Annotated in this window: 22 protein-coding genes, 1 tRNA gene, 1 other RNA gene and 1 pseudogene; 14 read left to right on the top strand and 11 right to left on the bottom strand. The window is 67.9% G+C overall.

Annotation, left to right across the window (positions count from 1 at the left end; genetic code table 11):
* Nucleotides 1-2 precede the first annotated feature (2 nt).
* Nucleotides 3-1,313: a class I SAM-dependent methyltransferase gene (locus tag G6N50_RS22710; RefSeq protein WP_372509953.1), complete on the top strand. Its 1,311-nt coding sequence runs from the start codon at nucleotides 3-5 to the stop codon at nucleotides 1,311-1,313.
* 4 nt (nucleotides 1,314-1,317) lie between these two features.
* Here G6N50_RS22710 and G6N50_RS22705 read toward each other — a convergent pair whose 3' ends face one another.
* The 3 genes from G6N50_RS22705 to ffs all read right to left on the bottom strand — a co-directional run bounded on the left by G6N50_RS22705 (nucleotide 1,318) and on the right by ffs (nucleotide 4,892).
* Nucleotides 1,318-3,219 carry a DNA polymerase III subunits gamma/tau gene (locus G6N50_RS22705; protein ID WP_083095632.1) on the bottom strand — a complete coding sequence of 634 codons (1,902 nt, stop codon included), beginning with the start codon at nucleotides 3,217-3,219 and terminating at the stop codon, nucleotides 1,318-1,320.
* 141 nt (nucleotides 3,220-3,360) lie between these two features.
* Nucleotides 3,361-4,653, bottom strand: a complete 1,293-nt coding sequence (locus tag G6N50_RS22700; protein WP_142275590.1) for an aminotransferase class I/II-fold pyridoxal phosphate-dependent enzyme — start codon at nucleotides 4,651-4,653, stop codon at nucleotides 3,361-3,363.
* Between the two features lie 142 nt (nucleotides 4,654-4,795).
* An RNA gene (gene ffs / locus G6N50_RS22695) (signal recognition particle sRNA small type) lies at nucleotides 4,796-4,892 on the bottom strand.
* Between the two features lie 76 nt (nucleotides 4,893-4,968).
* Here ffs and G6N50_RS22690 point away from each other — a divergent pair.
* Both G6N50_RS22690 and G6N50_RS22685 read left to right on the top strand, forming a co-directional pair.
* Nucleotides 4,969-5,057: transfer RNA gene (locus G6N50_RS22690), tRNA-Ser, on the top strand.
* Nucleotides 5,058-5,146: 89 nt separating this feature from the next.
* Complete coding sequence (locus G6N50_RS22685) at nucleotides 5,147-5,950, top strand: hypothetical protein (RefSeq protein ID WP_083095569.1); 804 nt, start codon at nucleotides 5,147-5,149, stop codon at nucleotides 5,948-5,950.
* A 6-nt stretch (nucleotides 5,951-5,956) separates the two neighbouring features.
* Here the strand turns inward: G6N50_RS22685 and G6N50_RS22680 are convergent, their stop codons facing one another.
* Both G6N50_RS22680 and G6N50_RS22675 read right to left on the bottom strand, forming a co-directional pair.
* Nucleotides 5,957-6,700, bottom strand: a complete 744-nt coding sequence (locus tag G6N50_RS22680) for an enoyl-CoA hydratase/isomerase family protein (protein ID WP_232068819.1) — start codon at nucleotides 6,698-6,700, stop codon at nucleotides 5,957-5,959.
* An 18-nt stretch (nucleotides 6,701-6,718) separates the two neighbouring features.
* On the bottom strand, nucleotides 6,719-7,096 hold the full coding sequence (locus G6N50_RS22675; protein WP_083095570.1) for a hypothetical protein: 378 nt from the start codon (nucleotides 7,094-7,096) through the stop codon (nucleotides 6,719-6,721).
* 176 nt (nucleotides 7,097-7,272) lie between these two features.
* On the opposite strand from G6N50_RS22675, the gene G6N50_RS22670 reads away from it, so the two are divergent.
* The 3 genes from G6N50_RS22670 to G6N50_RS22660 all read left to right on the top strand — a co-directional run bounded on the left by G6N50_RS22670 (nucleotide 7,273) and on the right by G6N50_RS22660 (nucleotide 10,935).
* Complete coding sequence (locus G6N50_RS22670) at nucleotides 7,273-7,731, top strand: lipoprotein LpqH (protein ID WP_179970179.1); 459 nt, start codon at nucleotides 7,273-7,275, stop codon at nucleotides 7,729-7,731.
* A 97-nt stretch (nucleotides 7,732-7,828) separates the two neighbouring features.
* The gene (locus G6N50_RS22665; protein WP_083095572.1) at nucleotides 7,829-9,553 is read left to right on the top strand and encodes a hypothetical protein; all 1,725 of its coding nucleotides are present in this window, start codon (nucleotides 7,829-7,831) and stop codon (nucleotides 9,551-9,553) included.
* Nucleotides 9,550-10,935: a CHAT domain-containing protein gene (locus G6N50_RS22660; protein ID WP_083095573.1), complete on the top strand. Its 1,386-nt coding sequence runs from the start codon at nucleotides 9,550-9,552 to the stop codon at nucleotides 10,933-10,935. Before G6N50_RS22665 ends, G6N50_RS22660 begins: the two co-directional genes overlap by 4 nt.
* Nucleotides 10,936-10,938: 3 nt before the next feature.
* Here G6N50_RS22660 and G6N50_RS22655 read toward each other — a convergent pair whose 3' ends face one another.
* Complete coding sequence (locus G6N50_RS22655) at nucleotides 10,939-11,277, bottom strand: hypothetical protein (RefSeq protein WP_083095574.1); 339 nt, start codon at nucleotides 11,275-11,277, stop codon at nucleotides 10,939-10,941.
* A 44-nt stretch (nucleotides 11,278-11,321) separates the two neighbouring features.
* On the opposite strand from G6N50_RS22655, the gene G6N50_RS22650 reads away from it, so the two are divergent.
* The 3 genes from G6N50_RS22650 to G6N50_RS22640 are packed head-to-tail and all read left to right on the top strand — an operon-like array spanning nucleotide 11,322 to nucleotide 14,886.
* Nucleotides 11,322-12,650 carry a hypothetical protein gene (locus tag G6N50_RS22650; protein ID WP_083095575.1) on the top strand — a complete coding sequence of 443 codons (1,329 nt, stop codon included), beginning with the start codon at nucleotides 11,322-11,324 and terminating at the stop codon, nucleotides 12,648-12,650.
* A complete protein-coding gene (locus tag G6N50_RS22645; protein ID WP_083095576.1) occupies nucleotides 12,647-13,786 on the top strand; it encodes a hypothetical protein in 1,140 nt (379 codons plus the stop codon). The genes G6N50_RS22650 and G6N50_RS22645 overlap by 4 nt, the downstream gene beginning before the upstream one ends.
* A gap of 38 nt (nucleotides 13,787-13,824) precedes the next feature.
* Nucleotides 13,825-14,886 carry an NAD(P)H-dependent amine dehydrogenase family protein gene (locus G6N50_RS22640; RefSeq protein WP_083095577.1) on the top strand — a complete coding sequence of 354 codons (1,062 nt, stop codon included), beginning with the start codon at nucleotides 13,825-13,827 and terminating at the stop codon, nucleotides 14,884-14,886.
* Here G6N50_RS22640 and lipL read toward each other — a convergent pair.
* The gene (gene lipL, locus G6N50_RS22635) at nucleotides 14,881-16,155 is read right to left on the bottom strand and encodes an esterase/beta-lactamase LipL (RefSeq protein WP_083095578.1); all 1,275 of its coding nucleotides are present in this window, start codon (nucleotides 16,153-16,155) and stop codon (nucleotides 14,881-14,883) included. The two genes, G6N50_RS22640 and lipL, sit on opposite strands and share 6 nt — an antisense overlap.
* Nucleotides 16,156-16,193: 38 nt before the next feature.
* Nucleotides 16,194-16,352, bottom strand: a complete 159-nt coding sequence (locus G6N50_RS28920; protein ID WP_169926963.1) for a hypothetical protein — start codon at nucleotides 16,350-16,352, stop codon at nucleotides 16,194-16,196.
* Between the two features lie 60 nt (nucleotides 16,353-16,412).
* Between G6N50_RS28920 and G6N50_RS22630 the strand changes: the two genes are divergently transcribed.
* Genes G6N50_RS22630 through G6N50_RS22620 form a run of 3 tightly spaced genes read left to right on the top strand, consistent with a single transcriptional unit; the run spans nucleotide 16,413 to nucleotide 18,321 of the window.
* A complete protein-coding gene (locus G6N50_RS22630) occupies nucleotides 16,413-16,586 on the top strand; it encodes a CsbD family protein (RefSeq protein ID WP_083095579.1) in 174 nt (57 codons plus the stop codon).
* The gene (locus G6N50_RS22625; protein WP_083095580.1) at nucleotides 16,586-17,308 is read left to right on the top strand and encodes a cutinase family protein; all 723 of its coding nucleotides are present in this window, start codon (nucleotides 16,586-16,588) and stop codon (nucleotides 17,306-17,308) included. Before G6N50_RS22630 ends, G6N50_RS22625 begins: the two co-directional genes overlap by 1 nt.
* Nucleotides 17,309-17,334: 26 nt before the next feature.
* Nucleotides 17,335-18,321, top strand: coding sequence for an SDR family NAD(P)-dependent oxidoreductase (locus tag G6N50_RS22620; RefSeq protein ID WP_083095634.1), 987 nt, complete (start codon nucleotides 17,335-17,337; stop codon nucleotides 18,319-18,321).
* 12 nt (nucleotides 18,322-18,333) lie between these two features.
* Here G6N50_RS22620 and G6N50_RS22615 read toward each other — a convergent pair whose 3' ends face one another.
* Nucleotides 18,334-18,723 (bottom strand): PPOX class F420-dependent oxidoreductase, encoded by a 390-nt coding sequence (locus G6N50_RS22615; protein ID WP_083095581.1) that lies wholly within the window; start codon nucleotides 18,721-18,723, stop codon nucleotides 18,334-18,336.
* Nucleotides 18,724-18,969: 246 nt separating this feature from the next.
* On the opposite strand from G6N50_RS22615, the gene G6N50_RS22610 reads away from it, so the two are divergent.
* The gene (locus tag G6N50_RS22610; RefSeq protein WP_083095582.1) at nucleotides 18,970-20,391 is read left to right on the top strand and encodes a wax ester/triacylglycerol synthase family O-acyltransferase; all 1,422 of its coding nucleotides are present in this window, start codon (nucleotides 18,970-18,972) and stop codon (nucleotides 20,389-20,391) included.
* Nucleotides 20,392-20,402: 11 nt separating this feature from the next.
* Here G6N50_RS22610 and G6N50_RS22605 read toward each other — a convergent pair.
* Nucleotides 20,403-20,567 (bottom strand): annotated as a pseudogene (locus G6N50_RS22605) (aldehyde dehydrogenase family protein); the annotation flags it as partial.
* Nucleotides 20,568-20,713: 146 nt separating this feature from the next.
* A complete protein-coding gene (locus tag G6N50_RS22600; protein WP_083095584.1) occupies nucleotides 20,714-21,418 on the bottom strand; it encodes an SDR family NAD(P)-dependent oxidoreductase in 705 nt (234 codons plus the stop codon).
* A 140-nt stretch (nucleotides 21,419-21,558) separates the two neighbouring features.
* Here G6N50_RS22600 and G6N50_RS22595 point away from each other — a divergent pair, with 140 nt between their 5' ends.
* Nucleotides 21,559-22,524, top strand: a complete 966-nt coding sequence (locus tag G6N50_RS22595) for a TIGR03621 family F420-dependent LLM class oxidoreductase (RefSeq protein ID WP_083095585.1) — start codon at nucleotides 21,559-21,561, stop codon at nucleotides 22,522-22,524.
* The last annotated feature ends 3 nt before the right edge of the window (nucleotides 22,525-22,527 follow it).

Below are 22,527 nucleotides of genomic sequence, written 5' to 3'. Positions count from 1 at the left end.
CGATCAGGGAGACCAAAGAACCCCACCGCTCGCCGACCGGCAAACTCAGCATGGCCGAGATCCTGGAGGTGTTCGCCGCGACCGGGCAACATCCGCTGAAGTTCACCGCCTACGACGGCAGCACGGCCGGGAACGAAGACGCCGAACTGGGTCTGGATCTTCGCACTCCCCGCGGTGCCACCTACCTGGCCACCGCGCCCGGCGAACTCGGCCTGGCGCGCGCCTACGTGGCGGGTGACCTGCAGGCGTACGGTGTGCATCCTGGTGATCCGTACCAACTGCTCAAGACGCTGACCGATCGGGTCGAATTCAAACGTCCGCCGGCCCGGGTGCTGGCCAACGTCGTGCGTTCAATGGGTTTCGAGCGATTGTTGCCGGTCGCACCACCACCGCAGGAAACCCCGCCCCGCTGGCGCCGGGTCGCCGACGGGCTGATGCACAGCAAGACCCGCGACGCCGAGGCCATCCACCACCATTACGACGTCTCCAACACCTTCTACGAACTCGTGTTGGGTCCGTCGATGACCTACACCTGCGCGGTGTATCCCGACGCCGACGCCACGCTGGAGGACGCTCAGCAGAACAAGTACCGGCTGATCTTCGAGAAGTTGCGGCTGAAGCCGGGCGACCGGCTGCTCGACGTCGGATGCGGGTGGGGCGGCATGGTGCGCTACGCGGCGCGCCGCGGCGTCCGGGCGATCGGCGCCACCCTGTCGGCCGAGCAGGCGAAGTGGGCGCGGCAAGAGATCGCCGACGAAGGACTATCCGAGCTGGCCGAGGTGCGCCACACCGACTACCGCGATGTGGGCGAGGCGCAGTTCGACGCCGTGTCCTCGATCGGGCTGACCGAACACATCGGCGTCAAGAATTACCCCGCCTACTTCGGCTTCCTGAAGTCGAAGCTGCGCACCGGCGGTCTGCTGCTCAACCACTGCATCACCCGGCACGACAACACCTCGACCTCGTTCGCCGGTGGGTTCACCGATCGCTACGTCTTCCCGGACGGGGAGCTGACCGGCTCGGGCCGCATCACCTGCACGATCCAGGATGCCGGTTTGGAGGTGCTGCACGCCGAGAACTTCCGCCACCACTACGCGATGACGCTGCGCGATTGGTGCCATAATCTGGTCGAGCACTGGGACGTGGCGATCGCCGAGGTCGGCTTGCCGACCGCCAAAGTGTGGGGCCTGTACATGGCGGCATCCCGGGTGGCGTTCGAGCAGAACAACCTTCAGCTGCATCACGTGCTGGCGGCCAAGACCGACGCGCGGGGCGATGACGACCTGCCGCTGCGGCCGTGGTGGACGGCGTAGCGCGCTAGCCGTTGTCGATGGGGCGGGCGCCGAGCTCGTTCTGTAGTAGTTCGAGCGCGACCTCTTCCGGGTCGCGGCGCGGCGCCGACGGCTCGTCGCGGACCGCCTCGGCGAGCATGTGTTCCTCTTCATCGCGGCGCGCGGACTCCACGTCGGGGACGGGCTCGGCCACATTGGGAATCGCCGGGCCGTTGCCCCCGCCGGCGGGAGGGGGCGCCGCGGCCGACGCCGGCGTGCCGGCCTCACACCGCACCCGCCAGTTCACGCCCAGCGCGTCTTTGAGCGCTTCGGCGATGACGTCGGCGTTGCGCTGTTCGCAGAGCCTCTTGGCCAGCGGCGCCGATTCATGGCTGAGCACCAATGTGTTGCCCTCGAGCGCCCGGACGGTCGCGCCGGCCAGCATCACCTCGGTGGTACGGCTGCGCTGACGCACCTTTTCGCGCACCGTCGGCCACATGCTGCGCACCGCGGCGGTATTGAGTTCACCTGGCGCAGAAGCTGTTTCGGCCGCAGGCGCCGGAGCAGCGGTTGGTTCGCGAGCAGCGGGCGCCGCCGCTGCCGGAGCCGGTTCGGGAGCCGGAGTCGGCTTGGGGGCCGGGGCCGGCCGGGGTTCGGGCTTCGGTGCGGGGGTCAATTCGGGTTTGGCGGCGGCCGTCGCGGACGGCCGGGTGAACCGCACGGGTTGCTCGGGCTCGCCCGGCGCCGTCCCGCCGCTGAGCGCCGTGGAGGTGGCGTCGGAGCCGGGAATGGACATGTCCAGCCGGGTCTCGATCCGCTCGACGCGCTGCAACAGCGCCGCCTCGCTGTCGCTGGCCGAGGGCAGCAGCAGTCGCGCGCACACAACCTCGAGGAGCAGGCGCGGCGCGGTGGCACCGCGCATCTCCCCCAGTCCCGCCTGCACCACCTCGGCGTAGCGGGTCAGGGTCGCCGGGCCGATCCGGGTGGCCTGTTCACGCATCCGCTCCAGCACGTCCTCGGGTGCGTCCACCACGCCGCGGCTGGCCGCGTCCGGAACGGCCTGCAGCAGGATCAGGTCGCGGAACCGTTCGAGCAGATCGGTGGCGAAGCGCCTTGGGTCGTGGCCGGCATCGATCACCGACTCCACTGCACCGAACAGCGCCGCGGCGTCGGCGGCGGCAAGGGCGTCCACAGCGTCGTCGATCAGCGCCATATCGGTGGCCCCCAGCAGGCCCAATGCCCGCTGGTAGGTCACGTGGGCGCCTTCGGCACCGGCCACCAGCTGATCCAGCACCGACAGGGTGTCGCGTGGCGAGCCGCCGCCGGCGCGGATCACCAGCGGGTAGACGGCGTCGTCGACGGCGACGCCCTCTTGCTCGCAGATCCGCCCGATCAGCGACCGCATGGTCTTGGGCGGCAACAACCGGAACGGGTAGTGATGGGTGCGCGACCGGATCGTCGGCAACACCTTCTCCGGTTCGGTGGTGGCGAAGATGAAGATCAGGTGCTCGGGCGGCTCCTCGACGATCTTGAGCAGCGCGTTGAATCCCGCCGTGGTCACCATGTGCGCCTCGTCGACGATGAACACCCGGTAGCGGGACTGCGCCGGCGCGTAGAAGGCGCGGTCGCGCAGTTCGCGGGTGTCGTCCACCCCGCCGTGGCTGGCCGCGTCGAGCTCGACGACGTCGATGCTGCCGGGCGCGTTGGGCGCCAGCGCCTGGCACGAGTCGCAGACCCCGCACGGCGTGGCCGTCGGGCCCTGAACGCAGTTCAGCGAACGCGCGAGGATGCGGGCCGAGGAGGTCTTCCCGCAGCCGCGCGGGCCGGAGAACAGATACGCGTGGTTGATCCGGCCGGCTTCCAGGGCGATCGACAGCGGTTCGGTGACGTGCTCCTGCCCCACCACTTCGGCGAAGGTTGCCGGTCGGTACTTGCGGTAGAGGGCCACGGTCAGCAGGCTACCGGCGCCGTGCGACGACGATGCGGGCACCGCAGGTCCCGTTGAGGAGTCGCACCATCGACACGGCGACTACAGCCGGCCGGGCGTCGAGCGTGCACGTAGGGCGAGATTTCGGCGATTTCCCCGCCCTCAGCGCACACTCGGCGCCGACGACGCCAGCAGCGACTCGGAGGCCGCCAGCAACGCGCAGGTGGCCAGGCCGTCGACGGCATCGCGCAGGTCCGGCAGCGACGGGAAGGTGGGCGCGATCCGGATGTTGGTGTCCTTCGGATCCTTCCGGTACGGGAACGACGCCCCCGCCTCGGTCACCGCGATCCCGGCGTCCTTCGCCAGCGCGACCGTCCGCTTGGCCGTGCCGGGCAGCACGTCGAGGCTGATGAAGTAGCCGCCCTTGGGATCGGTCCACGACGCGATCTTGGAGTCGCTGAGCCGCTGATCCAGGATCTCGGCCGCCAGCGCGAACTTCGGCGCCAGGATCTGCTGGTGACGCAGCATGTGCAGACGCACCCCGTCGGCGTCGCGGAAGAAGCGCAGGTGCCGCAGCTGGTTGACCTTGTCGGGTCCGATCGACTTCTTTCCCGCGTACTGCAGGTACCAGGCGATGTTGCCCAGCGATCCGCCGAAGAAGCTCACGCCGGCGCCAGCGAAAGTGATCTTGGACGTGGACGCGAACACGTATGGCCGATGCGGGTTGCCGGCCGCGGACGCCAGCCCGAGCACGTCGACCTGCCGGATGAAGTCGTGCGTCAGGGTATGCACCGCGTACGCGTTGTCCCAGAACAGCCGGAAGTCAGGCGCCGCGGTCCGCATCTGGACGAGCCGCAGAACCGTGTCCCAGGAGTAGGTGACCCCGGTCGGGTTGCCGAACACGGGCACCGTCCACATTCCCTTGATGGCGGGGTCGGCGGCGACCAGCTCTTCGATCAGATCGACATCGGGTCCCTCGGACAGCATCGGGACGGGGACCATGTCGATGCCCATCGTCTCGGTGATCGCGAAGTGGCGGTCGTAGCCGGGCACCGGGCAGAGGAACTTGATGCTCGGTTCGTCCTTCCAGGGCCGCTGGGAGTCCACGCCGCCGTAAAGCATCGAGAAGGCGACCAGGTCGTGCATCAGTTCCAGGCTGGAGTTGTTGCCCGCGATCAGGTTCTGCACCGGGATGCCCAGCAGCTCCCCGAAGATGGCCCGCAGTTCGGGCAGGCCGTGCAGGCCGCCGTAGTTGCGGGTGTCGGTGCCCTCGCTGTCGCGGTAGTCGTCCCCGGGCAGGCTCAACAACTGGTTGGACAGGTCGAGCTGGGCGGGAGCCGGCTTGCCGCGGGTCAGGTCCAGCGACAGCTTCTTGGCCTGCAGTTCCGCGTAATCCTGCCGGTGGCGGGCGTTCGCGGCCGCAAGCTCGGCCGGGGTGAGGGACTCCAGCGACACCATGAACCCTTTCGCTGTCGAAGGCGGGAAACCAGTGGCGATCGCGAGCGCGGCGGAGCCGGGCGAAGCGGGTCGCCACTCATGGACCTAGTGGCGATCGCAAGCGCGGCGGAGCCGGGCGCAGCGGGTCGGCACCCGTTTAAGCTAGGGGACCCCGCGCACCCGACAGAGCCCATTGACCCTTGCTGCCTTCCGGCCCTGGGGGAGTTCACAGGATAGACGCCGCGCGGGGTCCAGCGACGAGTCTAATACCTGCCCCGGAGTCGACGACGAGCAACTGGCGGGGCCCGGATGGCCCTCGGTTACCATGGCCACGGAGGATTCGCCTAGTGGCCTATGGCGCTCGCCTGGAACGCGGGTTGGGTTAACAGCCCTCGCGGGTTCAAATCCCGCATCCTCCGCCATTGGTCCGCCCCGCGGACAGGTACGAATTGAGACGGGTTCGGCCCGGCCGCCTTTAGGCTGGCGTGGACCCACCAGCACGAGGAGGGGTATGGGGCGCAAGATTGCCGTGCCATGGCACCTGCTGTTCTCGCTGGTTGCCGGCGCCCTCTACTTCTTCTTTGTGTTGCCCCGCTGGCCTGAGCTGATGGGTGACACCGCGCACACGCTGGGCACGGTGCTGCGCATCGTGACTGGGGCGCTCGTCGCGCTCGCGGCACTGCCCGTGGTGTTCACCCTGCTGCGTACCCGCAAGCCCGAATTGGGGACCCCGCAGCTGGCCCTGTCCATCAGGATCTGGTCGATCGTGGCCCACGTGCTGGCCGGGGTGCTGATCATCGGCGCGGCGATCAGCGAGATCTGGCTGACCCTGGATGCCGCCGGCCGGTGGTTGTTCGGGATCTACGGCGCGGCCGCCGCCATCGCGCTGCTCGGCATTTTCGCCTTCTACCTCTCCTTCGTCGCCGAGCTGCCCCCGCCGCCGCCCAAACCGATCAAGGCGAAGAAACCCAAGAAACGCCGCGTCCGGCGCAAGAAGGGCGGCGAGGCCGAAGAGGACGAGGCCGAAGAGACTGAGACCGCCGCGGCGGAGGCCGAAGAAACCGAGGAAGCCGAGCAGGCTGAACCGGCGGCGGAACCCGCCGAAGTCACCGCGGAAACCACCGCAGCCGAGGCGGCGCCGGAGCCGACCACCGAGGCGGCGGCCGTCGCGGACACCGCCGAACTTGCCGGCCAGGGCAACGAGCCGAAGGCCAAGTTGCGTAACCGGCGCCCGACGGGCAAGGGATCGCACCGGATGCGGCGCAGGAGCACCGGTGCCGGCGTGGCCTTGGACGAATCCGGCGACGAGGACTAACTCTCGTCAGTCTTTGCGGCGCAGACCCGCTACATAAGCGGCGATGCGCTGCTGGACCTCATCCGACCCCCACATCCGGCGGACCTCGTCGTCAGCGATGCCCGCCTCGCGGATCCGCGCCATCGTCGGGGCGTGCAGCTGGATTTTCGTGTGGCTGTAGGCGTCAGCCGGGATGTCGCCCAGGTCTGATGCCTCCGCCACGGCCGCCTCGAGAAGACCCTCAGCGACGACCCGGTCGGCGAGTCCACCGGCAACAGCCTCCGGGCCCCGGTAGGTGCGGCCGCCGAGCAGTACTTCGTTGGCGTGGCGTCCGCACGCGTAGCGGATGACCTCGAGCGCGGCCACCGGAAAGGGCACCCCGACGCGCACCTCGACTGCTCCGATCTGGGCGTCGGGACTGATCAGCCGGCGATCACACGCGCACGCGAGCACACACCCACCCGCAATGGCGGCGCCGTTGATCGCGGCCACCGTCGGCCCCGGGTAACTGAACATCGCCTCGAAGGCGACCGAGAGTGCCGGGACCAGCCGGTCGGTGTAGTCGGCGCCGCCCCCTACCACGCGGTTGAGGTCAACCCCGGCGCTGAACACGCGGCCCGCCCCGGTGATGACCAGCGCGTGGGCACCGGCACCAGCCATGTCGCGCAGCGTTGTGGCCAGCTCTTCGAGCAGCTCGACATCCTGGGCGTTGACGCGCCCCGACGACATGGTCAACACCTGCACTGTCCCTGCAGCGTGGATTTCGATCACGGTCCCAGTCTTCCCTTGTCAGCTCGACGCGGCGAGGACGACGGGGATGTCCGTGTTCTCGTCGGTGTGGTAACTCGCGCAGACGCGGTGGTATCCGTCGGCGATCTGCAGTGGAATCCCGGTCATGAAGTCACCCCGCACCAGCAGGATGGGTGACAGCGGTAGGCCCTTCTCGATCTTGGTCAGGTCAGCCGCGACGTGCGGATTGTCCGCCGGCAGCAGACTCAGCTGCGCCGCCCGCAGAATGTCTTTAGCCTTTCGGTGCGTCACGGTCTGCGACTTCAGCTTCTTGATCACCTTCTTCACGGTCTGCCGGCCCGCGAGCATGGTCAGATAGTCCGCCGCCGCCGGAAAGTCATGCGCCTCAGGCCTTTCCAGCCACTTCACGCTCAGCATCGCGTTACTCCTCTCGCCGGCTCTGACATCGACGCAGCCTACCGCCTCGGCGCCGCGAAAGTTGGGATCGGTAGCAACCGCGGCGGCCTGTACTTGCGCCAGGACGACGCCATCGGGGCGGCGCTCGAAGGAAGGAACTACAAGTGAAACGTCTTCTCGCAGCAGCGATTGGGACCGTGGGTTGCGCCGCGGCTTCAGTGGCCCTGGTGGGGTGCTCGGGCGGCGGCCACACGGCCGCACCGGCGTCGAGCACGACGCCCGGCGCCTCCACGGGTACCAACGCGCAGGTCAAGGTGGGCGGTACCGACCTGGCGGGCGTGAACCCGGCGTCGGTGACCTGTGTACGGACCGGCGGCAAGATCAACATCGGCAGCGGCTCCACGGGCGGCGCCCAGCAGGCGCTGGCCGTCGTGATGACCGACGAATCCGCCCCGAAGGTCCAGTCGCTGGCCCTCGTTGTCGACGGCAACGCCCTGGCGGTCAGCGACAACATGGGCGCGAAGGTGGGCTCGGCCAACGTCGCGGTCGATGGCAAGACCTACACCATCACCGGCCATGCACAGGGTGCTGACATGAAAAACCCGATGGCCGGGATGATCACCAAGGACTTCAGCATCAAGGTGTCCTGCGGCTGACCGGTTGTGGCCCTCGAGCGGCGGACGTGCTTCACTCACGCGTCCGCCGCTCGCGGTTTGGCCGATACGACACCGCCGGCGGACTTATGATGCAGCCGTGTCGATCCCGGACGAATTGGAGAAGGCGCGCCGTTTGGCGTTCGCCGCCGACGAGACCGGGGCACGCGATCTGCTGCTGTCGGTGATTCCGCGGATCCAGAGTGACGACCGCGACGACCTCATGCTCGAAGCCCTTGCGCAGCTTGGCGAGATCTACCTGGTGCGCGGGGCCTACGACGGGGTCCGGGAATCCCTCTGGCGCATACAAGAATGTTTGGCGATCTACGCCGGCATCGCCGCCGGAGCGAGCGTCGAACAGGTACGCCTGGCCGAGACCGAGATCGCGCGGATGATCTGCCGATACTCCCGACGCGCCCAGTTCCTGCAGACGGGTTTGGCCGCGGCGCTGGGCGATCACGAAGGCGCGGCGGCGGAGCTGACGTCATTGTGCGACAACGATTCCGGGACCGGATTCGCTGACCTCGCCGACGAACACCGACGCCTGTGCACCCACGCACAGGTCCTGTGTGCCACCGCCCTGTGCGATGACGATCTGCATGTGCGGTCAGTTCCATTGTGGGAAAAGGTTCTTGACAGTATCGGTGCCGCCGGCGGAAGCGGCGAGCACTCCGACTACGTGTGGGTCGCCGCCGCGACCGGGTACGGCAGGTTCTGTGTGGAAACCGGACGTTTGCCGGAGGCCGAGCCGTGGCTGCGCCGCGCCGAGGCGCGCGCGGAAGCCAACTGTTGGGAACTGGGTACGGCCAGAGCGCAATTGGAGCGTGCGGCGGCGCGGTGGGCGGCCAACGACCATGCCGGCACCGAAGAGTTGGTTGGCCGGGCCTACCCCATCATCGCGCGCCACGACCGCGCCCACGACGCCGCCCGGTGCTGGCTGTACATGGGACTGACCCGGCTGGGAGCCGGTGCGCTCGAGGCCGCCGACGAATGCTGGGAACATGCGGAACGACACTGGCGTGACCTGGGAAGGCCGCTGCCCCTGCACCGTACCCTGTTGCAGCGCAGCTGGATCGCCATATTCTGGAGCCGCTTTTCCGACGCGGTCGAGCTGATCGCGCAGGCCCGGGATCTGCTGGACTCCTCGCCACGCAGCAGCTGGTTGCAGTACGCCCGGCTCGACAACCATCTCGGAACGGTCTGGCGCGCGGACGCTTTGGCGGACCTCGGCTTCGACAGCTCGGGCGATCCCGACGAGACGCTGCAGGAGACCGAAGCTCGTCAGGCCGAGGGGCTCGGCATCCTGCGCGGCGAGGTCGGCACGCCGGAGTACTGGCGCGGAATGGCCAAACTCGAACAGGCCGCCGAGCTCAAGGTGCCGGCCGCGCTCGCGGTCGACTCGGTGCGCTATTCGATCGCCGACGCCGACGCGAGGGCACGCTGGGCTTCCGGCATTTCGGCGCCCATCCTGGCCGGGGCCTTTGCCGTGGCCTGGGAATGGGAGAACACCGCGCTGATCAGCGAGCTGGTCGAATACCACAGCGCGCGGGGGACTTTCGAGGGTCTGCAGCGGCCGCAGATCGGCGAGTGGGCATCGACGGCCATCGCGTCGGTTCCCGGCGACGCGAATGCCGAACCCGTCGCGCTGGCGGCCGCGGGTCCGTCGGTAGCAGGCGGGGCCTCGTTGACCCGGCTGGGGCCGTTGCCGCCGTTGCAGATGCAACCGGGGGCGGCGCCGATCCTGAGCCGCTATCGGGCGCTGGCCTTGCGGCGCTACGGGCGCGATGTCACTGCGGCCGAACCTGCCTGGTCGACCTGGCCATGAGTGAGACCGACCGGCTGACCCTGGTACTGCGATACGCCGACCTCGGAATCGCGACCTATGCCAGTCTGCGGATCGTCGGAGAGCCGGACCGAACCGTCACGTGGGTGCTGGAAGAACCACTGCTGTTGGCCGCGCTGCAGGAACTCACCGCCGCCCTGCCCGAACCGCACGGGACCGAAAGCCGCCGTGACGCCATCGAACGCGCGCTGAGCACGGGACCATTCGCCAAGCCGGACACCGAACTCACGGTGGCCTACATCCTCGGTGTATTGCTGATCGGTACCCCCGGGTGGCGGCTGCTGGCCGAATGCGTGGCCTCGCCGCGGGCCGTGCTGTTCGTCTCGCCCAGCGCACGGCTGGCCCGGGTGCCCTGGGGACTGCTGGCGATTCCGAAATCGGGACCGAGCAAAGAAGAACTGGTGCGTGCGCGCCAGGACGCGATCACCGCCAGCGGCCGCTCTGCGGCCCAAATCCCTTGGCAGCTCGACAATATCGAAGGGCTGACCGACGGCTATCGGTTGATGGAATTGGTCGACGTGCTGATGGCGGTGCCGCCCAATATCGTGCACTCGCCGCGAACACCCGCCGGATGGAACGCTCGGCGGGCCGGGCCACCGCTGCTGGTTCTCGATCCTCGGGTGCCGGGACAACGACCGGACTCCGCGCTCGGATCGGTGCTGGGCCGGCCTTCGCCCCACACGCCCGTGGCGCAGCACTTCGCCGAAGCCATGCAACAACGTCCCGTCCTGCCGCAGGCCGACACCGTCGTCGACCTGTTCCGTCGCCCGGATGCCGACCGCGGGTGGCTGGCCGAGATGCTGGCTCAAACCCCGTGCCGGTTGCTCTATGTCGGCCATGCGAGTTCGGCGGATGATCACCACGACCGGGGCCCTCGTGCGGACCGGGCCGCCCTTCACCTGGCCGACACCGCGGCTATTCCCGGCGACGCCAACGCAATCGGCGATCACCGCCCGTTGACCGCCTCGGACCTGATGACCCTTCGGTTGCCGATGCCGCCACGCGTCGCGCTGCTGGCCTGCGGATCGGGTGGTGACTATCAATTCGACGAGGCGACCGGCCTGGTGGCGGCGATCATCCTGAACGGCGCGCAGTTGGTGACGGCCACCCTGTGGTCGGTGCCGACGACCGCTGCGTACCGGCAGTTCACCGGGTGGGCCGGTGCGACCGACCGAGATCCGCCCGATCCGATGGCCGCTCTGGTGGCCGCCGTGGACACCGCGCACGATGCCGCCGAGGACGCGGGTTGCGCGGTGAATCGGTGGCAGCGTGAACAGATGCGGCGCTGGCGCGACGGGGATCTCAGTGCCAGCCCACTATATTGGGCTGCCCTGGTCACGTTCGCCGTGGACGGCGCGCGGTAGCGCTCACAGGGAGGCCACCCAGGCCGCGTGAACAGCCAGCACATCGTCGGGCAGCGAAAGCTCCTCGCGGGCCGTCGGATCGAAGGCCACCAGCACGACGAGACCCGGCCGCAGCACGGATAGGTCCGGGCCGCCGTCGCAGCGCGCCAGCTTGCCGATGAACGTCTCCCCCGAGACGGCCACCACCTCGATGAAGACCTGGCGCTTGACCTTGCGCACGGTGCCGACACCGACGGTGCGGTTCCCGGCATCCCGGTGGCGGCGGGACCTGAGCCATTCGGCCAGCAGCAAGAGCTTGTTCATGCGATCAGGGTCCGGCCGGACACCGGCTACCGAACCCAACTTTATGGCTGCCGCAAACTTTGCGTTGGCCCTATTCTGTCCAGATGAGCGCCGACCCGCAGGTAGCGGCCGCCGTGGGCGGTGAGGCGGTGGGGCATCCACGCCGGTTGGTGATCGAGGCGGCGTGGCGGGCCATCGGCCCGGGTGTGGAGGTGCTCAGCGGCGACGACGGCGGCCCGTTGAGCCGGACCGTCAAGCGCATCATCGACCCGTTGGTGCTGCGCCTACGCTCCAACCCCGCGTATTCGGCCTCGGTGGTCACGCCCGGCACCGCCGCGGCGATGCACCACCTCATCGTCAACAGCGGCGACGAATTGCGTGCGGCCGCAGCGTGGTTCGAGGCGCTTAGGCTGGAGCGCCGCCGGCATCGGATCCGCACCGGAAACGCCCAGGAACTGTACTTTCCGGTGTGCTTCGAACTCGCGGTGACGAAAGGCCCACCGACGCGGCAGGATTCCCAGACGGCGGCGGCGGTGCTCGGCGAGATCCACCGGGAGCGCGATCGTATCGGCATCGAGGCCCTGCATCGATACGTGGCGGATGCCGATGTCGTTGCCACGCTGGCCAAGCAATTGGAGCGCAGTTGGCGCGACATCCGGGCGGGCGAGGTCGTCATCGACCCGTTCCGCGCCGAGCTCGGCACGGTGTTGGGAGCGGTAAGCAGCCACGGCGCCGCGGCGGCGCGCCAGCGCGTCTGGTCGGCGATGATCACCGACCCCACCCCGTATAACCTGGGCGCGCTGGCCCATACCGAGACCACCCGACTGCCATGGTCGATCGTCGAGATAGGCTTGAGTTCGGCCGCGCCGCAACGCCGTCCGTTGGTGGCACAGAGCTCCGAGGGCGAGCGTCCGCTGGATCGCAGCGTGGTGGACCGGGTGCGCGCGACCCTGCGCCGCGCGCTGGATCGCGATGCGTTGCCTGAAATCCCGTTGCTGTGTGAGGAAGAAGTCGACCGGGCCTGCGCGCCGTGGGGGTTGCTGGCCGAAGACAAACAGGCCACGCTGGTGGCCGGCATCGAGGTCGCGGTCCAGCTGGCTCCGCTGGATCCGTCCGCATCCTGCCGCTACGACTTGGCAACGCAAATTCAGGCGCGGCTCCGAAAGGAAGCCTATGTGTTGCACGCCCGGCGCTACCTGGCCGAGAACGGCCCAATTCATCCCCGCCAACGGCAAGTGGTCGACGACCTCGCCGCCTACGCGCAGCCCTACCTGAGCCGGCTCTGGGCGCGGCTGCACGGGCGTGATGTCTGGCAGGAGCCCTGTGCGGACGTCGATGACGTACGGGCGCTGCTCGACGGGGTGGCGCGGTCGGTGAGCCTCGACCACCGGCAACGGATCAAAGCGATGCTGGAATTGCAGGTGGCCGGATGAGATTGGTTGCCGATTCCGGACTTTGGAGCACCGGCCCGGTAAAACTAACGGCCGCAATGCCATTGGTCGCGCTGCTGGAAGTCAGCGGCGCGGTGCTGTCCTGGACGGTGGACGATCCCGACGATGCGGCCCCGCACATCACGTTCACCGATGTATCGCGAGCCGACTGGTTGTGGCGAATCCTCGGCGAGGCCGGACACGTCGCGCTGGTAGCGGCGGTGGACGGCGCGGCCGGCCGGCGGCATGGCATCGAGCTCACCGGCGTCGACCTGGTACCGGGCTCGGTCGCCCCGCTGCGCAGGCTGGCCACCGGCCATTGGCTGCGCCGGTGGTGGCCGGCCAGCGGGCAGGACGGCATCGCCGGTCTGGACCGTGCGCTGCTCGATGTCGAGGTTGCGTTGCTGACCGCCGGGGCGCAGAGCTTCTTTCCCGACGACACGCTGGACTCCGATGTGGCGCAACTGTTGGACCCGCACGCCGCCGCACTGATAAGCCATGTCCACAGCAAGGATTCGCGGATCGTGGACCTGGTGAATGCTGGCGCCGAACTCGCCGCCGAACTCGGTACGGAGAACGAGCAGTGGCCCGAACTCATTGCGGCTCTCGATGATTCGATCCTGGTCCTGACGTCGCCAAGTGATCGTCGCGATGACTACGCGCTGGCCGCCGGCGCGGGCGCGGGTCCGCGCAGTGCGGGCGCGATCGCCCGGGGCGTCACATCCATCGCATGGAGCGGGGTTCCGCCGGCGATCTTCGATGCCGGTGAAAACACCGTCGACTGGAGCGTGGACGCCAGCGGCTCGACCGTCGTCGCCGTCGTGCACGCGGCGGTGATCGGCCCGGACCCGGCGACGGGCATCGCGGTGCGACTGCGTTCTGCGGCCATCGAGGGCACCAACACTCTGGACGCGACCGGGCGCGCCACGCTCCCGCTGGAAGACGGTCAGGGCCTTCCCCTTACCGAGTCGGCGGCATGGCACCACGACTGGTCGGCGACGTCGGTGCTCGTGGGCATCGAAACGGCGGAGTCCGCTGAGATCCGGCAGCGAGTACGGCGGTGGGTGCGATCACGGCTGGACCTGCCGCCGCACGACGCCTTCCTCGCCGAAATATTGGCCGCAGAATCTGCCTATTAGGCCTACTAAGAACCCCGGCCATTCCCTATGCTGAGCGAGTGCCAAACACCTATCGCGTGGTTCAGTGGAATACCGGAAACGTCGGCAAGAGCTCGCTGAAATCCATCGTCACCAACCCCACCCTGGAATTGGTCGGCTGCTACGCCTGGTCGGCGGAGAAGGCCGGGCGCGACGCCGGCGAACTCGTCGGGATCGAGCCGCTCGGTGTCACGGCCACCAACGACATCGATGAGCTGCTGGCGCTGAAGCCGGATTGCGTGGTCTACAACCCGATGTGGATCAACGTCGACGAACTGGTCCGCATCCTGTCCGCGGGCGTCAACGTGGTGACCACGGCCTCGTTCATCACCGGACACAACCTCGGCGACGGCCGCGACCGCATCTTGGCGGCGTGCGAGAAGGGCGGCTCCACGATCTTCGGGTCCGGCGTCAGCCCGGGCTTCGCCGAACTGCTGGCCATCGTGTCGGCGATGGTCTGCAACCGGATCGACAAGGTCACCGTCAACGAGGCCGCCGACACCACCTTCTATGACTCACCCGAGACCGAAAAGCCCGTCGGCTTCGGCCAGCCGATCGACCACCCCGACCTGCCGGCGATGGCCGCCAAGGGGACGGCCATTTTCGGCGAGGCCGTCCGGCTGGTGGCCGACGCCCTGGGCGTCGAGCTCGACGAGGTGAAGTGTGTCGCCGAGTTCGCCCAGACCACCGAGGACCTCGTCATGGCGTCCTGGACCATCCCCGCGGGCCACGTCGCGGGCACCTACATCAGCTGGCAGGGCATCGTCGGCGGCAAGACGCTGATCGACCTCAACGTCCGGTGGAGAAAGGGACAGACGCTCGAGCCCGACTGGAAGATCGAACAGGACGGCTGGGTCATCCAGATCGACGGGCAACCGACGGTCACCACCAAGGTCGGCTTCCTGCCGCCGCCGTACTTCGAGGCCACCACGCTCGAGGAATTCATGGACCTCGGCCACATCATGACGGCGGTGCCGGCCATCAATGCCATCGCCGCCGTCGTCGCCGCGGCACCGGGAATCGCCACCTACGCCGATTTGCCGCTGACACTGCCACGCGGCAACGCGCACGTCGGGCTATAGGGCGGCGCGCCGCCGAGCGGGTTTGACGTATGCGGCGCCCAGCGCCGGCACCGCGATCGGACCCTGGTCGCGGACCGCCTCGATGGCGTTGCGCAGCGGACGGGCAAGCCCCGCAAAGGATCCCATATCGAACAGCAGCGGCGTCAGCAGCCTGTTGTGGATGAAACCGAAGGAGCTGCTGGTCTCGGGGTCGGCCCAGCCGAGCGTTCCGCCCAGACCGACGTGACCGAAACCGTGCAGCAAACCGGGAACCGGCGACTCGTGGTAGCCCAGGTGAAAAGGCATGGGCACCACCATGTTCGCGTCGGGCCACTTGCGCCTCGCCTGCCCGGCCAGTCCGCGCGCCAGCTCCTCGGACAGGAACTTCTTGCCGTCCATTCGGCCGCCGTTGGCCAGCGCGCCGAACATCTTGGCCAGCGCCCGGCCGGTCACCACGCCGTTGGCGGCGGGGATCTCGCCGTCCAGGAACGGGGTGTCGCCCTTGATCAGCGATACGACGCCGGGAAAGTACATCGCGCCCAGCGCTCCGGAGAAAGGCAGACCGGCCACCCTCGGTGCGATGAAGTTGAACACGGGTGCGCGCAGCCGTCCCTGCGGTATCAGGATTTGGGCCGGCGTGGTCGGTGAGCCTTCCGGTGGGCGGCCCAGGTGCAATCCGTCGGTGTTGAGCGGCCGGGCGACCTCCTGGCGAATCAGCTCGCGCATGCCTTTGCCGGTCACCGCCCTGGCCAGACCGGAGAGCAGCCACCCGTAGGTGAGCGCGTGGTAGGCCTGCACGCCGCGCAGGTGGTCGACCGGGGCCGCCGCCAGCCGCTCCTCCATGAGCAGGTGGTCCATCAACTCCGTCTTGCTGACGCCCCGCAGGTGCGACAACCCGGACCGGTGCCGCAACACGTCGCGGACCGTGATGCCGGCCTTCCCGTTGGCGGCGAACTCGGGCCAGTATTCGGCGACGGGCGCGTCGTAGGACAGCAGGCCACGGTCGGCGAGCCGGTGAATCACCGTCGACGCGACGCCCTTGGTTGCCGAGAACACCATGGCACCGGTGTCCGCGGTCCAGCGCTGGGTGCCGGCCCGGTCGGACCACCCGGTCCAGACGTCCACGACGGGCACCCCGTCGACGTAGACGCTCAGGGCGCCCCCGCCGAACCGGCGGCCGGGAAACAGCTGGGAGAACACCTTGACGGCGCTCGCGAAACGCGGGTCGGCAGCACCGGACACACCGCGTGGCAAGCCATCGTCGGTGGCCAGCAGAGTCGACGGCGTCACTGCGTCGCGACACCCCGAGCGTTCACGAGATGAAGCTATCAGCCGGAATGCTCCGGAGGCTCGGGTTTTATGTCGGGGGGTTGATCGGTGGGCGAGTCCCTCAAATAGCGCCTCAGCCGCAGTAGCTGATTGACCACCATGCCGATGCCGAGGAGCATCAACCCCGCGACTACTGCCACCACGATTGCGGTGCTCACGGGTCCATGATGACAGGGTCGGGGTTTTGATAAGTCCTGCTGAGGGGTAGTCAGCACGCCATGAGCGCCGAAGACAAGTTGAAAAACAAGATCGAGGACCTCGGGGGCCGGGCCAAGGAAGCCGTCGGCAGGGCCACCGGGAACGCCGAGACCAGGGATGAGGGCCGGGCCGATCAGGCGAAGTCGGCGTTGAAAGATGCCGGCGAGAAGGTGAAGGACGCTTTCAAAAAATAATGACCATTCGCAAGGTGTTGGCCGTCGTGTCGGTGCGCCGACTGTCGGTTTCTGCGCTGTCCGCGGCGGCGCTTTTCGGTTCGTTGCTGTCGAGCGCGGCTATTCCGTCCGCGGCGGCCGAGCCGTGCCCCGATGTCGAAGTCGTTTTCGCCCGAGGGTCCGGGGAGCCGCCCGGTGTCGGCGGAATCGGCCAGCCGTTCGTCGATTCGTTGCGCTCGCAGCTCGGCGGCAAGTCGCTGACCGTGTATCCGGTCAATTACCCTGCCAGCACTGACTTTTCAAACCCCGACTTCCCGTTGACCGTCATCGACGGCATTCGGGACGCCAGTTCGCACATCGAGTCGATGGCGGCGAATTGCCCCAACACCAAAGAGGTGCTTGGCGGCTATTCGCAGGGCGCCGCGGTGGCGGGCTACACCACTTCGGCCGCCGTGCCCCCGGGCGTGCCCGCGTCCGCGGTGCCCCCACCGATGCCGCCGGACATCGCGAAGCACGTCGCCGCCGTGACGCTGTTCGGAACGCCGTCGGGTCAGTTCCTGCAGAAGTACAACGCACCGCCGCTGGCAATCGGGCCGCTGTATCAGCCCAAGACGCTGGAGTTGTGCGCGCAGGGCGACCCGATCTGCGGCACCGGTAACGGCAACGATTTCGCCGCGCACACTTCCTATCCGGTTAACGGCATGACAAACCAGGCCGCTAACTTCGCCTCCAGCCACCTCTAGGATTTGCGGTCTTGCAGAATGAGGCCATGCGGGTTCTGATCACGGGCGGTACCGGTTTTGTCGGCGGGTGGACCGCGAAGGCCATCTCCGATGCGGGGCACTCCATCAGGTTCCTGGTCCGAAACCCCGACAAGCTGAACAAGACGGTCGCCAAGCTCGGTGTCGACGTCTCGGACTTCGCCGTCGCCGACATCACCGATCGCGTCGCGGTGCGGGCGGCGTTGCAGGGTTGCGATGCCGTCGTGCACAGCGCCGCGTTGGTCGCCACCGACCCCCGCCAGACGGCCGAGATGCTCGCCACCAACATGCAGGGCGCCCAGAACGTGCTGGGCCAGTCCGTGGAGCTCGGCCTAGATCCCATCGTCCACGTGTCGAGCTTCACCGCGCTTTTCCACCCGGACCTGGAGACGCTGACGGCCGACCTGCCGGTGGTGGGCGGCGCGGACGGCTACGGAACATCCAAGGCGCAGGTCGAGATCTATGCCCGTGGTCTGCAGGATGCGGGTGCGCCGGTCAACATCACCTATCCGGGCATGGTGCTCGGTCCGCCGGTCGGGGACCAGTTCGGTGAGGCCGGCGAGGGCGTGCGCGCCGCCCTGCAGATGCACGCGATTCCGGGTCGCAGCGCGGCGTGGCTGATCGTCGACGTCCGCGACCTGGCCGCGTTGCACGCGGCGTTGCTGGAACCCGGGCGCGGACCGCGCCGCTACACCGCGGGCGGTCATCGGGTGCCCGCGGCGGATCTCGCCAACCTGCTCGGGCAGGTTGCGGAGACGCCGATGGTGGCCGTCCCCATCCCGGACACCGCGCTGCGCGTTGCGGGCGCGGTGCTGGATCGAGCCAACCGTTTCCTGCCCTTCGAGACGCCGTTCACCTGGGCGGGAATGCAGTACTACACACAGATGCCGGCCTCCGACGATTCGCCGAGTGAACGAGACCTCGGCATCACCTACCGGGATCCGCTGGAAACCGTGGCGGATACCTTCGAGGCTATCCGCGCCGAGAACGGCTAGCCGCGGTGCGCCTTACGCGGCGGGTTTGATCTCCAATCCGACGTGCACCTTGTCGATGCCGCCGCGGACGATCGAATGCACGTAGAACCACGGCGCGTGATACCAGTACCGCTGGAGGACGGCGTTGTAGACCCGCCGCGTCTCGGACTTCGGTAGCACCCGGGCGACGGCTTCGACCTCTTCGCCCTTGGGCTTGCCCAGCGCCCCGCTCTTGGCGATCGTCACCCTGGGAGTGTTGTTGATGCGCTTGGTTTTCCACGACCCGTCGTCGGTGACCACCAACAACGTGTCGTCGCCGTCGGGCACGCCCCAGATCGGTGTCGGCTTCGGACGGCCGTCCTTGGTGAATGTCGTCAACAGCAAGTACTTGGACTGAATAACGTCCTTGAAGCTGGGGGCCACGCGTGTTCCTTATCTGTGGATGGTTGCCCCATCCATTCCCAAATCGCCAGGTTCCCAATCATCGCGTCGATCACCCGGATTTACCAGCCCGCGGATTCTTCTCGCCGAGGACTTACGACTGCCGCGGCAGGGTCCTAATGCCCTCGTCGCCCCGGATCTGCGGAGCGACCATCTCCGTAACGGCCCGGAGTTTTCGAGCACCCATCTCCTCTGTCGGTCAACGAGACTTCGGATTGGAGATTCGCTATGACCAAACCAATTCCGCCGCTTGATCTTTCATGGCTGCTGATCGAATCACCGGCCGGCACGACGCATGTCGGCGCGATGTTGTTGTTCAAAAAGCCGGCCGGCCGCAGGCCGATCGTCCGCGAGATCGTCGAGACGTACCGGGCGTGCGAGCCGGTGCCACCGTTCAACTACGTGCCGGAGATCCTCGGTCGCGGCGCGCCCCATTTCCGAGAGGTCACGAGCTGGGACCCGCACTACCACGTCGGACACCTGGCGCTCCCCGCCGGAGCCTCGTACGAAGACCTGTTGCGGCTCGTCGCCGATCTGCACGAGCCGCAACTCGATCGCGACCGGCCACTGTTTCGCTGCTGGCTGATCGACGGGGTGCCGGACCGAATGTTCGCGATCTACACCAAGACTCATCACTCGATCATCGACGGTGAATCGGGCCTGAAGCTGCTATACGCGGGCCTAGACAAGTCCGATCAGCACACCATCCCCAAGCCCGCCTTCGCGCTCGGCGCTCCGGCACCCGCACCGCACCCGTCGACGCCGCTCGGGGAGCGGATCGTCGACTCCATCCGCGGGGCCATCACGCAGGTCGGGGCGCTCAACCAGGTTTCGTTCGGCGCACTGCGCAAGGTGGTCGCCGGTCTTGTCGGATCGCATCTGGAGGGCAGCCTCCCGTTCACGGCGCAGCATGCGCCCACCAATGATCCGCTCAAAATCGGGCGAAGCTTCGCGACGCTCGCGCTGCCGCTCGATGAGATGTGCGAGACCGGCCGCCACTTCGGGGCGACCCTCAACGACGTTGCAGCCACCATCATCGACGCGGGGTTGCACGCATACCTGCGCGAAACCGGCCGCGCCGTCGCGCACCCGTTCATCGCGATGTGCCCGGTCTCATTGCGCGCCGCCGACGACATGACGATCGGCACCCGGGTGTCGGCGATGTTCGTACGACTCGGCGAGCCCGGCGCGAGCATGCCGGAGCGGATCCACCAGGTGGTGCACTCGGTTGCCGCTGCCAAGCGGGAAGTCGGCGACATGTCGAACGAGGCGGCGATGACCTACGCGGTCGGCCTCCTCGCGCTCGCGGGCTTGGGCGCCTCAACACACCTGGACCGCATCGGGCACCCGGCGTGCAACCTCGTCATCTCCAACGTGGTGGGCGCCAAGGAGACCCGGTATCTCAACGGTGCGCGCCTGCTCGGCATCTACCCGGTCTCCGCGCTCGCCGCCTCGATCGGGCTCAACGCGACGCTGGCGTCCTACCACGGCAGCGTGGACTTCGGCTTCGTCGCAAACGCCGCAGCCATCGCTGACACAACGCAACTGGCCCGCCACACGCTGCGGGCCTATAAGGAGTTGACGGCGGCGGCGAGAAGCCGGCCGGCGCACCCGAAACGCGCAACTTTCCGCACTGTCAACGTGTCCTGAGCCGCCTCTGATCAGTTCGTTGCGGCACCGGCCGAAATGGATTGGCTCACCGTGTAACTGTCGATTCCCTCGGTACCGAGTTCGCGGCCGTACCCGCTGTTCTTGACGCCGCCGAACGGTGCCGCCGGATCCATAATGTAGCCCTCGTTGACGCCGAAAGTGCGCGTCCTTGCGCGTCTCTGGCACCAGGATCCGGCTGAGCGCATTGCACACCTGGCCGCTGTTGCCAGGCTGGCCATGGATCGCCTCCACTCCACATCGATGAAGAGCTGATCTCTCTCTCGTACATCAATCTCCTTGGGGCTCTGCGGGTTGAGCCCGGTCAGGTATTGCGACCGCCGTTGACTCCAAGTATCTGGCCGGTGATGTAACCGGCTTCCTCGGACACAAAAAAGGCGCATGCCGCGGCGATGTCCTCCGGCTTGCCCACCCGGCGCACCGGGGTGCGCTGAATGTGATCCTCGACCATGCCACCGAGCAGGTGCCGCCGCTCGGCACTGCGCAGCATCGGCGTGTCGACGAACCCCGGCGGAACCGCATTGACGGTGATTCCGGCCGGTCCGTATTCGAGGGCCAGTGATTTGGTCAGGCCGTTCACTGCGGACTTCGCGGCCACGTAGTGGGCCATGAACGGCTGCCCGGAGTGGGTGCTGGACGACGAGATGTTGACGATGCGACCCCATCCGGCCTCGACCATGTCGGGCAGCACGGCTTGAACGGTGTGGAAGACACCGTTCAGGTTCACATCGATCACCTTGGACCAGTCCTCGAAGGACATGTCCGAGAACTTCTTGAAGCCCTCCACGCCTGCCGCATTGACCAGCACCAGAATCGGTCCGTACGCCGCGCGGATCGCGGCTACCGCGGTATCGACCTGGGCGCGGTCAGTCACGTCGGCGACATAGCCGAAGCCGTCATCGGTGGGCGACAGATCGACGACGGCCACCCGAGAACCGTCGCTGCGTAATCGCTCGGCGACGGCACGGCCGATCCCCGAGGCGCCACCGGTCACGACCGCCGTCTTCACGCGCGCACCACCCCAGCTTTCCTGAGCGACCGCCCAAATAATCGGCTTCACATGCCTATCACCCGGCCTCGGCCACGGTCAAGCGCGAGGTGGGCGATTTCGCCTTGATTCCGCTCAGGCGCCCTGCTTAGGGTCCGTGGATGGACAGACCCCCGTTCCGTTTCGGAGTGCAGGCCACCAATGCCGCCGGGTCACGCGCGTGGCGCGACACGGTTCGTCGGGTCGAAGACCTCGGGTACTCAACGCTTTTCCTCGCGGATCACTACCTGGGCCCGGGACCCGCGCAGCGCGAGGCGCGCACCCCGCGCCAAGACCTGGCACCCATTGCGGCGATGGCGGCGGCGGCCGCCTGGACCGAGACCTTGCGCATCGGTTGCCGGGTCTTCTGCATCGACTACCACGTGCCCGCGGTGCTGGCCAAGGAAGCCGCGACACTCGATCTGCTCTCGGACGGCCGTCTCGAATTCGGCATCGGCGCCGGTTGGAGCGGAGTGGAGTACGCCGCGATGGGGCTGGAGTTCGACCGGCCGGGTCGGCGAATCGTCAAGCTGGCCGAGGTGGTCTCGCTCATCAAGGCCCATTGGCGGGGCGGGGAACTGGACTACTCAGGCGAGTTCGTTGACGTGCACGGATATGCGGGGCGGCCACGGCCGGTGCAGCAACCCCATCCGCCGATCATGATCGGCGGGGGTGGCCGGCGCGTTCTCACGCTGGCCGGGCGTGAGGCCGACATCGTCAGCATCTCGAGCGTGCCGTTTGTGGCACATGACGCCGAGGGCCTGGCCCCACAGGCGGTGGCGGAGCGCCGGATCGGTTTCGTGCGGGCCGCCGCCGGTGAGCGCTACGGCAGTCTCGACGTCGAAAGCTCCCCGTACTTCACGGAGATCACCGACGATCCCGAGACCGTGCTGGCGGGGCTGGCGAGGTCGACGGGCATCGCGGCAGACCTGTTGCGCGACCACCCGAATGTGCTGATCGGCTCGGCGGAATGCGTTGTCGAGACGCTGCATTCGCGGCGGGAAACCCTCGGCGTCAACTACGTCACAGTGCAGCAGGGACAGATCGAATCCTTCGCGCCAGTGGTAACCCGCCTGCACGGCCGGTGAACC

Source organism: Mycobacterium mantenii, from assembly GCF_010731775.1.
Taxonomy (GTDB): Bacteria; Actinomycetota; Actinomycetes; order Mycobacteriales; family Mycobacteriaceae; genus Mycobacterium; species Mycobacterium mantenii.
This window is presented reverse-complemented; position numbering and strand designations above follow the sequence as displayed.

What these genes read in the sequence shown, in the direction of transcription:
- G6N50_RS22610 (WP_083095582.1), top strand. Translation starts at nt 18,970, where the DNA reads ATGACCAAACCAATTCCGCCGCTTGATCTTTCATGGCTGCTGATCGAA.
- G6N50_RS22595 (WP_083095585.1), top strand. Translation starts at nt 21,559, where the DNA reads ATGGACAGACCCCCGTTCCGTTTCGGAGTGCAGGCCACCAATGCCGCC.
- G6N50_RS22645 (WP_083095576.1), top strand. Translation starts at nt 12,647, where the DNA reads ATGAGATTGGTTGCCGATTCCGGACTTTGGAGCACCGGCCCGGTAAAA.
- G6N50_RS22675 (WP_083095570.1), bottom strand. Translation starts at nt 7,096, where the DNA reads ATGCTGAGCGTGAAGTGGCTGGAAAGGCCTGAGGCGCATGACTTTCCG.
- G6N50_RS22650 (WP_083095575.1), top strand. Translation starts at nt 11,322, where the DNA reads ATGAGCGCCGACCCGCAGGTAGCGGCCGCCGTGGGCGGTGAGGCGGTG.
- G6N50_RS22660 (WP_083095573.1), top strand. Translation starts at nt 9,550, where the DNA reads ATGAGTGAGACCGACCGGCTGACCCTGGTACTGCGATACGCCGACCTC.
- G6N50_RS22620 (WP_083095634.1), top strand. Translation starts at nt 17,335, where the DNA reads ATGCGGGTTCTGATCACGGGCGGTACCGGTTTTGTCGGCGGGTGGACC.
- G6N50_RS22625 (WP_083095580.1), top strand. Translation starts at nt 16,586, where the DNA reads ATGACCATTCGCAAGGTGTTGGCCGTCGTGTCGGTGCGCCGACTGTCG.
- G6N50_RS22630 (WP_083095579.1), top strand. Translation starts at nt 16,413, where the DNA reads ATGAGCGCCGAAGACAAGTTGAAAAACAAGATCGAGGACCTCGGGGGC.
- G6N50_RS22685 (WP_083095569.1), top strand. Translation starts at nt 5,147, where the DNA reads ATGGGGCGCAAGATTGCCGTGCCATGGCACCTGCTGTTCTCGCTGGTT.